The sequence below is a fragment of the Hydrogenophilus hirschii genome, assembly GCF_054656675.1.
The window spans coordinates 1,082,176-1,097,222 of sequence record NZ_BAAHXQ010000001.1 but is presented as its reverse complement, the minus strand read 5'-3'; the positions used below and the strand labels follow the sequence as shown (position 1 = coordinate 1,097,222).

General features: G+C 60.8%; 13 protein-coding genes. 3 read left to right on the top strand and 10 right to left on the bottom strand.

All coding sequences use genetic code 11. The features are described 5' to 3' along the window. Positions 1-27 precede the first annotated feature (27 nt). From ACYQ4Z_RS05340 to ACYQ4Z_RS05305, 8 genes are read right to left on the bottom strand one after another with little or no spacing between them, the layout of a single operon-like run. On the bottom strand, positions 28-1,611 hold the full coding sequence (locus ACYQ4Z_RS05340; protein ID WP_459860289.1) for a tetratricopeptide repeat protein: 1,584 nt from the start codon (positions 1,609-1,611) through the stop codon (positions 28-30). 15 nt (positions 1,612-1,626) lie between these two features. Next, complete coding sequence (aspS, locus tag ACYQ4Z_RS05335; protein ID WP_233467914.1) at positions 1,627-3,417, bottom strand: aspartate--tRNA ligase; 1,791 nt, start codon at positions 3,415-3,417, stop codon at positions 1,627-1,629. 22 nt (positions 3,418-3,439) lie between these two features. After that, positions 3,440-3,712 carry an FmdB family zinc ribbon protein gene (locus tag ACYQ4Z_RS05330; RefSeq protein ID WP_119335268.1) on the bottom strand — a complete coding sequence of 91 codons (273 nt, stop codon included), beginning with the start codon at positions 3,710-3,712 and terminating at the stop codon, positions 3,440-3,442. Positions 3,713-3,769: 57 nt separating this feature from the next. Continuing rightward, positions 3,770-4,657, bottom strand: coding sequence for a prepilin peptidase (locus tag ACYQ4Z_RS05325; RefSeq protein WP_459860288.1), 888 nt, complete (start codon positions 4,655-4,657; stop codon positions 3,770-3,772). Positions 4,658-4,673: 16 nt separating this feature from the next. Beyond that, positions 4,674-5,885 carry a type II secretion system F family protein gene (locus ACYQ4Z_RS05320; protein ID WP_119335266.1) on the bottom strand — a complete coding sequence of 404 codons (1,212 nt, stop codon included), beginning with the start codon at positions 5,883-5,885 and terminating at the stop codon, positions 4,674-4,676. A gap of 13 nt (positions 5,886-5,898) precedes the next feature. Then, positions 5,899-7,614, bottom strand: a complete 1,716-nt coding sequence (gene pilB, locus ACYQ4Z_RS05315) for a type IV-A pilus assembly ATPase PilB (protein ID WP_219971510.1) — start codon at positions 7,612-7,614, stop codon at positions 5,899-5,901. Next, a complete protein-coding gene (locus ACYQ4Z_RS05310; RefSeq protein WP_459860286.1) occupies positions 7,611-8,900 on the bottom strand; it encodes an HlyC/CorC family transporter in 1,290 nt (429 codons plus the stop codon). The genes pilB and ACYQ4Z_RS05310 overlap by 4 nt, the downstream gene beginning before the upstream one ends. Next, positions 8,897-9,727, bottom strand: coding sequence for a cytochrome C assembly family protein (locus tag ACYQ4Z_RS05305; protein ID WP_219971493.1), 831 nt, complete (start codon positions 9,725-9,727; stop codon positions 8,897-8,899). The genes ACYQ4Z_RS05310 and ACYQ4Z_RS05305 overlap by 4 nt, the downstream gene beginning before the upstream one ends. Positions 9,728-9,763: 36 nt before the next feature. On the opposite strand from ACYQ4Z_RS05305, the gene ffh reads away from it, so the two are divergent. Genes ffh through ACYQ4Z_RS05290 form a run of 3 tightly spaced genes read left to right on the top strand, consistent with a single transcriptional unit; the run spans position 9,764 to position 12,727 of the window. Continuing rightward, complete coding sequence (gene ffh, locus ACYQ4Z_RS05300) at positions 9,764-11,119, top strand: signal recognition particle protein (RefSeq protein ID WP_459860285.1); 1,356 nt, start codon at positions 9,764-9,766, stop codon at positions 11,117-11,119. A gap of 10 nt (positions 11,120-11,129) precedes the next feature. Further along, positions 11,130-11,981, top strand: coding sequence for an EI24 domain-containing protein (locus ACYQ4Z_RS05295; RefSeq protein WP_217125471.1), 852 nt, complete (start codon positions 11,130-11,132; stop codon positions 11,979-11,981). Then, on the top strand, positions 11,981-12,727 hold the full coding sequence (locus tag ACYQ4Z_RS05290; protein ID WP_459860477.1) for a competence/damage-inducible protein A: 747 nt from the start codon (positions 11,981-11,983) through the stop codon (positions 12,725-12,727). The genes ACYQ4Z_RS05295 and ACYQ4Z_RS05290 overlap by 1 nt, the downstream gene beginning before the upstream one ends. Here the strand turns inward: ACYQ4Z_RS05290 and ACYQ4Z_RS05285 are convergent. Continuing rightward, a complete protein-coding gene (locus ACYQ4Z_RS05285; RefSeq protein ID WP_459860284.1) occupies positions 12,684-14,534 on the bottom strand; it encodes a bifunctional diguanylate cyclase/phosphodiesterase in 1,851 nt (616 codons plus the stop codon). The genes ACYQ4Z_RS05290 and ACYQ4Z_RS05285 overlap by 44 nt on opposite strands. Beyond that, the gene (locus tag ACYQ4Z_RS05280; RefSeq protein WP_459860283.1) at positions 14,531-14,959 is read right to left on the bottom strand and encodes an HDOD domain-containing protein; all 429 of its coding nucleotides are present in this window, start codon (positions 14,957-14,959) and stop codon (positions 14,531-14,533) included. The genes ACYQ4Z_RS05285 and ACYQ4Z_RS05280 overlap by 4 nt, the downstream gene beginning before the upstream one ends. Between the last annotated feature and the right edge of the window lie 88 nt (positions 14,960-15,047).

Genomic DNA, 15,047 nt, shown 5'->3' with positions numbered 1-15,047 from the left:
AAGAAAAGAATGGATGGAAAGATTGTATCAAGGGTTTTCTTGCTGGGGGGCAAGCAGCGTTTCCAACTTCTGTAAACCCGGATAGTTGGGGTCGAGACGGCGCAGTGTGCGCGCGGCGCGCTTCGCCTGTTCTTGCGCGACTTCTGCGGGGATCACGCCGTGCGCACGGGCGCGAAGGAACGCAAGCGCCAGGTTGAAGTGAACCGCAGGGCTTCCCGGCAGCGTTTCCACGGCTTTGGCCATTGCTTGGATCGCGGCTGGCCAGTCGTTCGTTTGGGCGTAAGAGACGCCTTGCAGCACGAGTTTTTTCGCCGATTCGGCAAGTTGCCGTTCGACGTCGTCCCACAACTGCCCATAGCCTGCGTTGCGCAACTGCGCCGCGAGGTGTTGGCGCGTCGTGTGGTCGCGCAGCAACTCGCGCAACCGCTTCAGTAAGCGCAACGCATCACTGCGTAGCGTTTCGTCGGAGAGTCCGGCAAGGAGCAGACGGGAGAACCATTCAGGAAGTGGATCGGGAATTGCCGAGTCACATGCGCAATGTAACGCGAGCCGTAACGCGTCGGTGGCTTCTTCTGCCAAACCTTGACGGTGCGCCAGGCGAAATTGGGCAAAATGGAAAATCGCCAATTCCAACGGGCTCTTGGTCCATTTTCCCAGTTCGGCAACGAGCGCTTTGGCTTCGTCCCATCGGCCGGTTTCCGCCATCGCTTCGACGATGAGCATTTTGTCTTCGGCGTTGCGTGGGATGCGGTGGGTTTGCAAGCGTTGCAGAGCGCGCCACGCGGTTTCGTGATCGCCCGCGGCAAGAAGGATCGGCAAGGCGTGCTGCAGACGCACGCGGTTGATCGGGGCTTGCGTGACGATTTGCTGAAAAGCCGCCGCCGCGGCTTCACGATCGCCCAGCCGTTCCGCAATAAGGGCCTGCACTTCCCACGCGTCGAGAAAACGGGGGTGGGCGTCGGTAAGGGCAGTGACGACCGCTTGGGCTTCGTCGAGTCGGTCGAGCGCAAGCAATGTGCGCGCTTTCCCCAACGACGCCCAGGGTTTGGCGTGTTCCGCAAGGATTGCGTCGTAGTGCGCCAGCGCCGCTTCCCAGTGGCCGGCGCGTTCGAGCAGGTGCCCGTAGAGGCGCAGCGCAGCGTTACGGAATTGCGGTGCGGCTTTCAGAATGGTTTGTAATGCATTTTGCGCGGTTTCGATCTCCGGGTCACCCCAAAGCCGCCAGAGGGGAAGGAGTGCTTGGTAACGGGCGGTGACCGAATGGACGCGCTTTTGCAGCTGCCAGCTGCTGACCGGTTGCAACAGCACTGCGTCGGGTCCGAGATCGGCAGTGCTGAGGATCACTTGCATTTGCTGCTCTTGGGTGAGCACCACGAAAGGGGTTCCGGCACGCGCGTCGGGAAAGCTGCGAACCGTTTCCAGTAGGTCGAGGGCGTTACCGTCTGGGCCACTCCATGTCGAGACGATGAGATCCGGCTTCTGATTCGCCAGCGCGGATTGTGCGGCAGCGAAGGTGGCTGTGACTTCGACTGCCGTACAACCGCTTTCGCTGAGCACCGACTGCAGGAGTGCGCGCGTCGTCCCGTGGGGTTCGATAAGCAGCGCGCGCATCGTCGCCGCCGTGCATCACGAGGCGTTCGTGGCCTTTTCGGGAAGGCGCAGACGCAAATGGAGCTCTTTGAGTTGCGCCTCAGAAACCGGTGACGGCGCGTGGGTGAGCAGACACTGCGCCCGCTGGGTCTTCGGGAACGCGATGACGTCACGGATCGATTCCGCGCCAGTCATCAACGTGACGATCCGATCCAACCCGAATGCCAACCCGCCGTGCGGTGGTGCACCGTATTTCAGCGCATCCAAGAGGAAGCCGAATTTCTCTTGCGCCTCTGCTTCGGAAATCCCCAACGCCGCGAAAACCTTGCGCTGCACCGCTTCGCGGTAGATACGAATCGACCCGCCGCCGATCTCCCAGCCGTTCAACGCGAGGTCGTACGCTTGCGCGCGTACGCGCGCCGGGTCGCTCTCCAGATAGGGGAGGTCGGCTTCGCGCGGACTGGTGAAGGGGTGGTGGCACGCCACCCAGCGCTTTTCGTCTTCGTCGTATTCGAACATTGGGAAGTCGACCACCCAAACCGGCGCCCACTCGGCCCCCGTGAGGAATCCTTTTTCGTGGCCGAGTTTGACGCGCAACGCGCCCAACGAATCGAAGACGATTTTTGGCTTGTCTGCGCCGAAGAAGAGCAAATCCCCCGTTTGCGCACTGGTACGCTCGAGGATCGTTCGCAACGCCCGTTCGTGCAGGTTCTTGACGATCGGCGACTGCAGCCCCTTTTCGTTCGGTTGGGCGGCGTCGTTGACTTTGATGTACGCGAGCCCTTTGGCCCCGTAGATCGCAACGAAACGGGTGTAGTCGTCGATTTCGCCTCGGGTGAGCGCGGCGCCGCCCGGTACGCGCAGCGCCATCACTTTGCCACCACTGTTGGCGGGACCAGAAAAGACCTTGAACGCGACGTCGCGCACTGCATCGGTCACATCGGTGAGTTCCAGCGTGACACGCAGGTCCGGCTTGTCCGAGCCGTAGCGCAGCATCGCTTCGTCATAGGTGAGGCGGGGAAACGGGTTCGGTAGCGTCACGTCGAGCACTTCGGCAAAGACCGAGCGAATCATCTCCTCCATGAGGGCGATGATCTCTTCTTGGGTCAGGAACGAAGTCTCGATATCGACTTGGGTGAATTCCGGTTGTCGGTCGGCGCGCAGATCTTCGTCACGGAAACATTTGGTGATTTGGTAGTAGCGATCGAAACCAGCCACCATCAAGAGCTGCTTGAAGAGCTGTGGGGATTGCGGTAGCGCGAAGAAATGACCGGGATGGACCCGGGACGGCACGAGATAGTCCCGCGCCCCTTCTGGCGTGCTCTTGGTAAGCATCGGGGTTTCGATATCGACGAATCCGTGCGCGTCGAGAAAGCGGCGAAAGGCGCGCGTGACCTGGTAGCGCAAAAGCAGATTCTTTTGCATGGTGGGGCGACGCAGGTCGAGCACGCGGTGGGTCAGGCGCACGGTCTCAGAGAGGTGTTCGTCGTCGATGGGAAAGGGAAGCGGGGCGCTCGTATTGAGGATTTCGAGCGTTTCGACGAAGACTTCGATTTCCCCGGTGGGAATGTTGGGGTTTTCCGTTCCTGCGGGACGCCGCCGAACGGTACCGGTGACGCGCAGGACATATTCGTTGCGCACCGCTTCGGCCAAACGGAACGCTTCGGGGCGGTCGGGGTCGACGACGACCTGGACGATCCCGGAACGGTCGGCGAGGTCGATGAAGATGACGCCCCCGTGGTCGCGGCGACGGCGTGCCCATCCGCAGAGGGTGACGGTCTGGTCGAGGTGTTGCGCGGTGACGGTTCCGCAGTAGTGGCTTCGCATCGCAATTCCTATCGTTGTGATGTCATTCGGTGGTTGCTGCGCAGGCTTCACAGGCGCCCGCACCGCATCCGCTGTTGTCCGCGGTTGCGTTCGTGCTCTTTTTCGTGTTGCTGTTGCCTTTGTAGTCGGTGACGTACCAGCCGTCTCCTTTGAACGCGAATCCTGCAGCCGACAGGAGCTTCACGTAGGTGCCGCTGCCACAGGTGGGGCACGTCGTGATCGGAGCGTCATTCACCTTTTGCAGGTGTTCTTGTTCATGACCACACGATTCGCAACGATATTCGTAGATCGGCATCGCGGTTCTCCCAAACACACGGCACAAACGCGAAATTATAAACGGGCGCGCGGTTTGCTAAAAGGTGAGGCGCGTCACGAGATCGGGCCAAAAGAGGGTGATGAGGCCAGCAAACGCCAGGAATGGGCCAAACGGGATCGGCGCGCCAGCGGCCAAGTGGCCACGTACGCGCGCCACCACGCCGATCACAGCACCGAGCGAAGCGCTCACGAGCAAAATTTGCGGTAATTGTGCGGCGCCAAGCCACGCCCCGAGCGCGGCGAGCAGTTTGAAGTCACCGTATCCCATCCCTTCTTTGCCTGTGAGCCATTTGAAGAGCCAGAAGATGCTCCAAAGAAGCAGGTAGCCACTCGCAGCGCCGAGAACGGCTTGGGGTAATGGGGCAAACAGGTTTTCGAGGTTGACGAGCAGGCCCGCCCACAGGAGTGGTAGGGTGATGTCGTCCGGCAACAACTGGGTTTCCCAGTCGATGAACGCCAACGCGATCAACGACCAAGCGAACCCGGCAGCACAGAGTGACACGACCGTGAGACCAAAATGCCAGACGATGCCCGCGGTGACGAGTGCCGTGACCCCTTCGACGACGAGGTAGCGGGCAGGGATCGGCTGTTGGCAATGGCGGCAGTGACCACGGAGCAGCAACCACGACAGGATCGGCAAGTTCTCCCACCATGCCAACCGGTGGTGGCACTGCGGACAGTGCGACGCGGGAAACGCAAGGTTGAAGCGCTCGGTTTCGACGCGCGCATCAGCAGAGGGGGCCGGAAGGGTCTTTGCCGTGCCTGCGCATTCGGCCAAATAGGCAGTGGCTTCGCGATACCACCGCCGTTCCAGCATCTTGGGCAAGCGGTAGATCACGACGTTGAGAAAACTGCCCACCACCGCGCCGAGGAGTGCGGCAGCTCCGACCCAGAAGAGCAGAGGCAATGTCGGTGTTGGCGTCATCGCAATTCCTGCGCGTTTAGCCGACCACTTGTCCAAGTTTGAAGATCGGCAGGTACATGGAGACGACGATACCGCCGACGACCACGCCGAGGAAGACCATGATCACCGGTTCCAAGAGCTGGGAGAGCGACGCGACGGCGTCGTCCACCTCCCTTTCGTAGTATTCGGCGATTTTGTTGAGCATGTCGTCGAGTTGCCCCGACTCTTCGCCAATCGAAACCATCTGCGGCACCATCGCCGGAAAGACGCCAGCGTCGATCATCGCAACGGTGAGTGCGACCCCTTGGGTCACCTGGGTGCGAATCTGCTCAGTGGCGTCGCGGTAAACGGCATTTCCCGCCGCATCGGCAACCGAAACCAGTGCTTCGTTGAGCGGCACACCCGCGGCGAACATCGTCGCAAGGGTACGCGCCCAGCGCGCGATCGCTGCTTTTTGGAGAATGACCCCGACGACAGGCAGTTTCAGCAGCAGACGATCGACACGGTCGCGAAACGTTTGCGATTTCCGGTGCGTGAGCACGAACGCCACCACCGCGGCGATCAGCGTACCGAAAATGGCCCACCACCACGCGACGAAGAATTCGGAGATCGAGATGACGAGGAGCGTGGGCGCCGGAAGATCGGCGCCGAAGCTCGAAAAGATCTCTTTGAATTGCGGGATCACGAAAATCATCAAAATCGAGATGACGATGAACGCAACCACGACCACCGCGGCGGGATAAAAGAGTGCCGATTTGATCTTGCCTTTGATTGCGATGATCTTTTCTTGGTAGGTTGCGATGCGGTCGAGCAGATCGTCGAGGATCCCGGCGTGTTCGCCCGCGGCGACGAGCGCGACGAAAAGCCGGTCGAAGTAGAGCGGGTGTTTGGCAAACGCTTGCGCAAGCGAATTGCCTTGCGCGATGTCGCTGCGAATCTCGTTCAACAACCGCGCGAGCGCCGGGTTCGATGTGCCGCGAATCGCAATGTCGAACGCTTGCAAAAGCGGCACCCCCGCTTTCATCATCGTGGCCAATTGCCGGGTAAAGAGGGCAATGTCTTTTTCTTGGACGCGTCCACGCCGCATCTTCACCGCCTGGAGTTTGCGGACGCGAACCCCTTTTTGGCGCAACGCCGATTTCGCGGCCAGTTCGCTCACGGCACGGATTTCGCCGCGTGTTTTTTTCCCTGCGGCGTCGGTTCCTTCCCAGACGAACAATTTCTCTTCTTGGGCTGTTGCTCGTGCCACCTTCTCCTCCTTTTTAGTCGTTGGTCACTGCGAGCACTTCCGCAAGCGACGTCACCCCCTGCTTGACTTTCAGGAGCCCCGATTGACGCAGATTGCGAATCCCTTCCCGACGCGCTTGCCGCTCCAACTCCAGCGCGTTCGCGTTGGTCATGATCAATTCGCGCATCGCATCGGAAATGGGCATCACCTCGTAGATACCGACCCGCCCCTTGTACCCCGACCCGTGACACCGTTCGCACCCTTTGGGGTTGGGGCCGAAAAGCGTCCAGCTGCCGTCGAGATCGGCTTCGGTGAAACCCGCGGCAAGGAGCGCCGGTTTCGGGATCTCCTGCGGCACTTTGCACGCACACAGGCGTCTGGCGAGGCGCTGCGCAGTGATGAGGATTACCGAGGAGGCGATGTTGAAGGGCGGCAATCCCATCAACCGAAGACGGTCGAGCGTCGAGGGGGCGTCGTTGGTGTGCAGCGTCGACAAAACCAGGTGGCCCGTCTGCGCCGCTTTGACCGCGATATCGGCGGTTTCGAGGTCGCGGATCTCACCCACCATGATGATGTCCGGGTCTTGGCGCAAAAAGGCACGCAACGCCGACGCAAAGGTCAAGCCGGTTTTTTCGTTGATATTGACCTGGTTGATCCCTGGCAAATTGATTTCGACCGGGTCTTCGGCGGTCGAGATATTGACGTCGGGTTGGTTGAGGATGTTGAGACACGTGTAGAGCGAGACGGTTTTCCCCGACCCCGTTGGCCCGGTGACCAAAACCATGCCGTACGGACGGTGAATTGCTTCGAGGAGCGCTGCTTTCTGATCGGGTTCGTACCCCAACGCGTCGATGCCGAGCATCGCTGACGAAGGATCGAGAAGCCGCATCACGATCTTTTCACCCCAGAGGGTGGGCAGGGTCGAAACGCGAAAATCGATCGCTTTCTGGCGGTTGAGCACCAATTTGATGCGGCCATCCTGCGGGACACGGCGCTCCGAGATGTCCAGCCGCGCCATGATCTTGATCCGTGCCGTGATCTTGTCTTTGAACGTGAGCGGTGGGCGCGCGACTTCACGCAGGACACCGTCGGCGCGAAAGCGGATGCGGTAGTGTTTCTCGTAGGGCTCGAAATGGATGTCGGATGCCCCTTCGTTGATCGCGTCGAAAAGGATTTTGTTGATGAATTTGACAACCGGCGCATCGTCGATCGTTTCGTCGCTCAGGGTGGATGCCGCGGTGTCCTCTGACGACTGGATTTCGGCCGAGAGGTCGAGCGCTTCGTCGGTGAGGGACGCGAGCGCGTCGGCTGCCGATTGGAAAAATTCGTTGAGCGTTCGCCATAGGGTCTTCGCAGGAACGACGACGGGTTCGATCGTCTGGCCGCTTTGGAAGCGCAACGCATCGAGCAGTTCCACTTGCGAAGGGTCGGCCATCGCGACGACGGTTTTCCCTTTCCGCCGCGAAAGGGGAAGCACGCCGTGTTTGAACGCGAGTTCGCGATCGAGCAGATCTTTGGGGATTTTGTCGAGATCGACGGCATCCAAGTCCAGGATCGGGATGCCGAACTGCTCGCCGGCAAAATGGGCCAACCGCTTTTCGGAAAGCTCCGCGATCGTGATCAGCGTGAGCAAGACACCGAATGGCCCCTCGTCGGGCTGTGCGAGCGCGCTTTGCAATTGCCCCTCGTCAACCCAGCCCGCGTGCACCAATGCGCGCATGAGACCCGTGATGTGGCGTTTGGCGTTCATTCGCTACGTTCCTCAGAAACGCGACGTAGGCGCGCAACCCGAACCGTTCGCTCGTCGGTTTGCACGATTTCGACCACCACGTCGTCGAAACGCACCGCGGTCTCTCCGTCCGGCAGTGCTTGTAACGTCGCAAGCAACAAGCCGTTCAACGTCCGGCCTCGATCTTCCGGCAGGTGGATACCGAGCGCGCGGTTGATTTCACGGATCAACGTCTCTCCGGGTAGGGTGACCATCCCGTTTGCGTCCCAATGGATCGCGTGTGCTCCCGTCAGCGACGTGGTGAATTGGCCGACGATCTCTTCGAGGATATCGTCGATCGTCACCAAACCCAAAAGCTCACCGTACTCGTCGACCACCAACGCAAGCCGCTGTTGCCGTTTCTGGAATTCGTTGAGTTGCGTCAATACCGGGGTCTTTGCCGGGATGAAATAGGCGGGTGTTGCCCGTTTTTTGAGGAGTTCGCGCGAAAAGGGTTGATCCTGCAACAGCGCACTCAAGATCTGGCGGGCATGGACGATTCCCAAGATTTCGTCGGATCGGCTGTCGATAAGCGGCAGCCGGGTGTGGTATGCCGTTGCCAACTGCTCGCGCAACGCACTTTCGCTTTCGGAGAGGTCGAGCGATTCGATCGCCCGTCGGGGTTTCATCACGTCGGCAACAGTGAGGTGTTCGATGTCAAGGAGATTGAGCAGCAATTCGCGGTGGTTCTGGAAACGCCACACAGAGGTTTGACTGAGCAGCGCGCGGAGTTCTTCGGGCAAGTAAGTGTGGTGATCCCGCCGTTGGTTGAGGCGCAATAGGGTCAGAACCCCCTTGACGAAGAGATTGACGAAATCGACGATCGGGCCGGTGAGTTTCAAGAGCGCCGTGAGCGGCCACGCGAACCAGAGGGCCAAAGTGTCGGCGTAGCGCGCACCGATGACTTTCGGGGTGATTTCGGAAAAGACGAGGATCACGAACGTCAGGACGAAGCTCCCTACGGCCAATGCGCTTTCGTGTTCGCCGAAGAGCGCGAGCGTGATCACCGAAGCGAGCGTCGCCGCACCGACGTTGATCACGTTGTTGAGGAGCAGAACGACCCCCAAGAGGCGGTCGGTGTCGGCCAAGAGCGCCGTGGCCAGGCGGGCGCTGCGGTTGCCGTTCGCAGCAAGCGCCTGTAGGCGGAAACGGTTTGCTGCCATCATCACCGTTTCACTCATCGACGCGAGACCAGAGCCCGCTAGGAGCGCGACGAGTGCGACGAAATGCCAGGGCGTGACCGCAGCGATTTGAGAGGGGGCGCTCATGCCGATCGATGGGTCAAGAGAAAATCACGAACGAAATGAAAACCGAGATAGGCGAGCGCCAGGAGCACGATCCCGCCCCACAACCAGCGCAGGGCCGTTTGGCCACGCCAACCGTAGCGCCAGCGCCCAAAAAGCAGCACGGCGAAGACGAGCCACGCCGAAAGGGAAAAGACCGTTTTGTGGTCCCAGCGCCAAGGAACGCCGAAGAGGGCTTCGGAAAAAACGATTCCGGTGAGGTTGGTCAGCGTGAGCGCGGCGAATCCCATCCAGATCATGCGGAAGAGCTGTCGCTCCATCGTCATGAGCGGGGGGAGATGCTCCAACCAACGGAAAAAACGGTGGTGGTGCAGCGCCTGTTCGGCAAGGGTCATGAGAAAGGCGTGAATCGCGACCACGGAAAAGAGGGCGTAGCTGACGACCGCGACCAAAAGATGGGCGACGAGTGCCGGACGTCCCGCTGCAACGACGGGGTTGAGCGAGAGCGGCAAGATTGCCGCGACGATGGCAACCGCGGCGGCCGCTGGCGCATGGATGAGCGTCGTCCAGTGGCCTTCGGGACGGCGCAGGTCCCACGCGAGGATGACGCCTGCCAACCAGAGGGTGAGTGAGAGGACTGGCGCCACGCCCAAACGGATCCCGCTTGTGACGCCGCCAAAGAGGATCGCCCAGACTGCTGCGCCATGAACGAGGAGTGCGGCGACGTAGGCAGGGCGCAGCCAACGGGGTGGGCAGGATTGCGGGTCGGAGACACGACAGTGGCGCCACCCGCCAACCGCGACGAGGGCGTAGCAGAGGGCTGCGGCCAAATGCAGTAGAATCGACGTCATAATGCGAAAGTGTAACCGATTCGGAGAGATTTGAAGATGCTCGACCAATTGACCCAACGCCTCAGTCGTGTGGTGAAGACGCTCCGCGGCCAGGCGCGCTTGACCGAAGAGAACATTCAGGATGCGCTGCGCGAGGTGCGCATGGCGCTCCTCGAAGCCGATGTCGCGTTGCCTGTGGTCAAAGCCTTCATCGAGCGCGTGCGGACCAAAGCGGTCGGGCAAGAGGTGATCGGTTCCCTCACCCCAGGGCAGGCGCTCGTAGGGGTCGTCTTTGACGAACTGAAAGCCTTGATGGGGGGGAACGAGGCGCCGCTGCAGCTCAACGCCCGTCCGCCCGTTGTCATTTTGATGGCGGGGTTGCAAGGGGCTGGTAAGACGACGACGGTGGGTAAATTGGGGAAATGGCTCAAAGAGACGAAACGCAAAAAAGTGCTCACGGTCTCCACCGACGTTTACCGCCCGGCGGCGATCGAGCAATTGGCTACGGTTGCGAAAGCAGCGGGGGTCGACTGGTTCCCTTCGAAGGCCAGTGAGCAACCCATCGCGATCGCGCAGAACGCGTTGGCGGAGGCAAAACGGCGGCTCTACGACGTCCTGATCGTCGACACCGCAGGGCGGCTCGCCGTCGATGAAGCGATGATGCAAGAGATTCGCGCGCTCCACGACGCGTTGCAACCCACCGAAACGCTTTTCGTGGTGGACGCGATGTTGGGGCAGGATGCGGTCAATACCGCGAAAGCGTTTCACGACGCGCTGCCGCTCACTGGCGTGGTGCTCACGAAGCTCGACGGTGACGCGCGTGGTGGCGCGGCTCTTTCGGTGCGTTATGTCACCGGCGCGCCGATCAAATTCGCGGGCGTCGGTGAAAAACTCGACGGCTTGGAGCCCTTCTACCCCGAGCGCATGGCCAGTCGGATCTTGGGGATGGGGGACATCCTGGGGCTGGTGGAAACGGCGCGCAAAGAGGTCGACGAGGAGAAAGCGAAACAGCTGGCGAAGAAGATCCAGTCAGGGAAAGGGTTCGACCTCAACGACTTTCGTGAGCAGATCGTGCAGTTGCGCAAGATGGGCGGGATGACCTCGCTACTTGACAAAATGCCCGCGCAGATCGCGCAGATGGCGGGGCAGCTCCCGGCAGGCAGCGACGACAAAATGATCCGACGGATTCAGGGGATCATCGACAGCATGACGCCCGAAGAGCGTGCGCGCCCGGAAATCATCAAAGCGAAACGCAAACAGCGGATCGCGGCGGGTGCCGGGGTGACGGTGCAAGAAGTGAACCGCTTGCTCAAACAGTTCGATCAGACCCAGCGGTTGATGAAGAGCTTGGGCAAAGGCGGACTCAAAAAGATGATGCGCGGTCTGGGCGGTGTGTTGCCGCGCTTGCGCTAAAGGAGGTGCGATGACGCATGCGGGAAGCGACGCGGCCGACTTCGCTGGGCCGCGGTGGCCGGATGGCCTTAGTGGCCTGCTGTGGCTTGCGCTTCGTCGTTCGCTCAGAACTTTGTTGCGTGGCGAGGCGATCGGCGCGTTGATCTGGCCCGTGCTCGTCGCCAGCCTCATCTGGCTGGTCGTGGGTGCGCTAGCGTGGGAACCGGTCACGGCGATGGTGGGCGGTTGGCTCGAAGCAGCCGGTTCCCCCGATGGCGCGGCAGCGGGTGACGTGCCCTGGTGGGCGGGGGCGCTGGCGATTGGCGTGAAGTTTGCCTTTTGGCTGGGGGTGATCCCACTCATCTACGTGACGGCGCTGGTGCTGTTGGCGGTGTGGACACTGCCGGGGCTGATTCGTCGGATCGCGCAACGCGATTACTCCGCGCTCGAATTCCGTCATGGGGGCTCGGTGGCGGGCAGTATCGTCAATACCCTCGTCGCGGTGCTGCTCTATCTCTTGGGTATGGTGGCGACGCTGCTCCTGTGGTGGGTACCTGGTGCGCTTGTCCTTTTTCCTTTCGTCCTCACCGCCTGGCTCAACCAGCGCACCTTTGTCTATGACTGTTTGAGCGAGGTCGCCGATCGCACGGAGCTGCGTCGCGTAGCCGAGCGCTACAAAGGGTGGCTCTTCGCAGTCGGTATGGTCGGGGCTTTGCTGTTGTGGATTCCGTTCGTCAATCTCCTGTCGCCGGTGCTGATCGGGATCCTGTTTGCTCATGCTACCCTGGAGCTGCTCGCTTGGGAGCGGGGGAATGGAAGAACGACGCCGACGTCGAGCCGCGAAGCGACGGAAACGAAACCAACGTGGGAGTTGCTGCCATGATCCATATCGGCGCGTATATCATCGGGGATGAGATCCTTTCGGGGCGGCGGGAAGACAAACACCTCAAGGCGCTCATCGCCATCCTCAAGAAGCGTGGGTTACGCCTCTCTTGGGCCCATTATCTGGGGGACGATCCGTTGCACCTCACCGAAGCGTTTCGGCGCAGCTTCGCCACGAGCGATGTGGTGTTCAGCTTCGGCGGGATCGGTGCGACACCGGACGACCATACGCGGCAGTGCGCCGCTGCCGCGCTGGGGCGGCGTCTTGTCTTGCACCCGGAGGCCGAGGCGCTCATTCGGGCTCGGCTGGGTGCGGACGCGACGCCGCAACGCCTGGAAATGGGGGTTTTCCCGGAAGGGGCGCGGATCATTCCCAACCCGTACAACCAGATTCCCGGTTTCAGCGTCGAACACCACCACTTCGTTCCCGGTTTCCCGCGGATGGCGTGGCCGATGGTGGAGTGGGTGCTCGATACCTACTACCGTGACCATTTCGCTCGCGAAGATTGGGTGGAAGAGAGCCTCATTGCCTGGGATGTCCGTGAAGGCGACCTCCTGGATCTGATGCAGCAGCTTACCGAAAAGTATCCCGAAGCGACGCTTTTTTCTTTGCCGTCCCTCAAGGAGGAGAGCGGCGGTCGCTGGCGGCTCGAACTGGGGTTCAAAGGGCCTGCCGCGCAGGTTTCGCAAGCGATCGCGGAGCTCAAAGCGGCGCTGACGGCGCGGGGGGTTGCCTTCGCTCCGTAAAGAGCGCGTTGGCGGGAACGATCCCTCTCTTGGCCTGGTCGGCACTTAACTTTTTCGCCAGCTTTTTCACTTCCGCAGCCGCAGCGGCCACCGCCCGGTAGCTGTCGAATTGCTGGGGCAGAACCGGTAGTGCGCCTACAGTTAGTGCGGAAAGGGGGTGAAAGACCACGTTGCCACGGCGATCTTCTGCTACGATGCCGCCGCGCTGCCAGTCGTCGCTGCTGTAGAAACTGGGAAGCGCGGCGGTGTAAGCGGAAAAGAGCGCCGTGATCCGTTCTTGCCACGCGGGATCGCGAAAGAGGACGATGAAGTCGTCGCCGCCGATGTGGCCAATGAAGTCTTCCGGATGGGTGACGTGGCGCTTCAGGAGTTCCGCAACCAGCCGAATCAGTTCGTCGCCGCGCTCGAATCCATAGAGATCGTTGTACGCTTTGAAGTGGGCGATGTCGACGTAGGCGACGACAAACGGTAGTTGCTGTGTGAGTAGGCTTTGGATGCGGTCGTTGATCGGCAAGTTTCCGGGAAGGCCGGTGAGCGGGTTGGCGTACCGTGCCGCTTCGAGTTGCAGCTCCACCAAGGTGCGCAACAGCGCCTGCCCGTCGCCAAGCCCCAGGTATTTGCCGCTTTCGCCGACGACGAGGAACGGTCGCCCCAGCTCGGTGAGCGCGAGCGTTTGCAGCTGCTGGGAGAGTTCGTGGATGGTCGCGTCGGAGCGGATCGCAAACGCTTTGCTCAGGTAGTGCTGACACGATTTGCGGCCAAAGAGTTCGTGGCGGTAGGGACGGGCGAAATCTTCCAGGAACGGGTGGCGGAAAATGAGACCCAGGGGACGTTCGTCCGTATCGACTACCGGGATTGCGCTCAAATCCGGATCGGCGGTGAAACGGGCATAGATCGTTTCGTTGTTCGTTTCGAGCGTTGCTGGCGGGATTGCGAGTGCGAGCGAAGCCACGTTCCGGGTGTGCGCTTTCGTGAGCACCTGCGCGTTCCCTGTTTGGAGCCATTGCCGCCGTTTCTCCGTGGGTAGCGAATCAACCAGCGTTTTTTGCGGTGGCGCGAACAGAAAACCTTGGACGAAGTCGAACCCCAACTGCTGCACCAAATGCCATTCCGCCGCTTTTTCCACCCCTTCTGCGACGATGCGGCTTCCGGTGGTCTGGCTCAGCATCACCACCGCTTCCAGAAAACGGCGGACGGCGCCGTCCGTTACCGCTTGGAGGACGAAGTGGCGATCGAGTTTGACATAGTCGGGACGGATTTCCGACCAGACACGAAGCGACGCGTACCCTTCGCCCAGATCGTCGATCGCGATCTCGAACCCTTGGCGGCGGTAATGGGTTACTGCCTGCCGCAGCGTGTCATAGTCCAGGTGTGGTGATGCTTCGGTAATTTCGATCACCACCTGGCTCGGTGCCATGCCGTGCAGAGTGAGAAGATGGCGGGTCCACCCTTTTTGGGCGCCCTGGATGAACGCGAGCGGATCGACGTTGAGGAAGAGCTTGTGCGGCGCACCATTGGCGATTTGGTGCGCATAGGCAGCGATCGCCGCTTCGCGGCAGGCGTAATCGAGTTCGGCGATACGCTGCGCCGCGCGTGCTGCGGAAAAAAGCGCGTCTGGTCTGGCCAGTGGGCTGTCTTGCGGCCCACGGATCAGCGCTTCCCAACCGTAGCAGGTGAGATCACGGGCCCGCCAAATCGGTTGGAAATGGGCAACGAGGGCGCGTCGACACAGAATGTCGTCCAATGTCAGTCGCCAGTCACTTGTGTCGTCGTTGCGGAGATGTGGTGCGTAACGGATTGCGTTCATGGAAGGCAGCCTTCGCTGGGGTTGAGGCAACCCAGATGGGACGCGATCGCGGCACTCAACGAAGCAATGCGTACGCTGTTGTCCCAGAACCGCGGCATTGGTTTGGGGATCTGATTGCGTAACGCGATTGCGGTGACCAGCGTCACCAGCGTTTCCACACCTAGGAGCGTGACCGCTTGGCGGATCGATTCCAATGGACGTGCGATACCATAGGCTGGCGAATTGACCGTTTTCAGTACCGCAGCACTCAGTGCGAGATCTTGCGTGACCAGATCGGCAATAGTACGCATGCTGGGGTGTTTGCGCTGTAATTCCTGGTCGATCGCCGACAGGATCTGCGGGCGCGGAGGAATGGGGATGTTGGCGAGAAGCGGGTCGGTTGCGCTTCGTTCTTGCGCCTTTTCTGATGCGTTCAGAGATGGCATTATCGCTTTCCTCCCGGTATCGTCGGTGCTGGTGTTTGGTCGAAAGGGTAGCGGATCGAGATGACGATTTGATGACAAGGAGCGACGA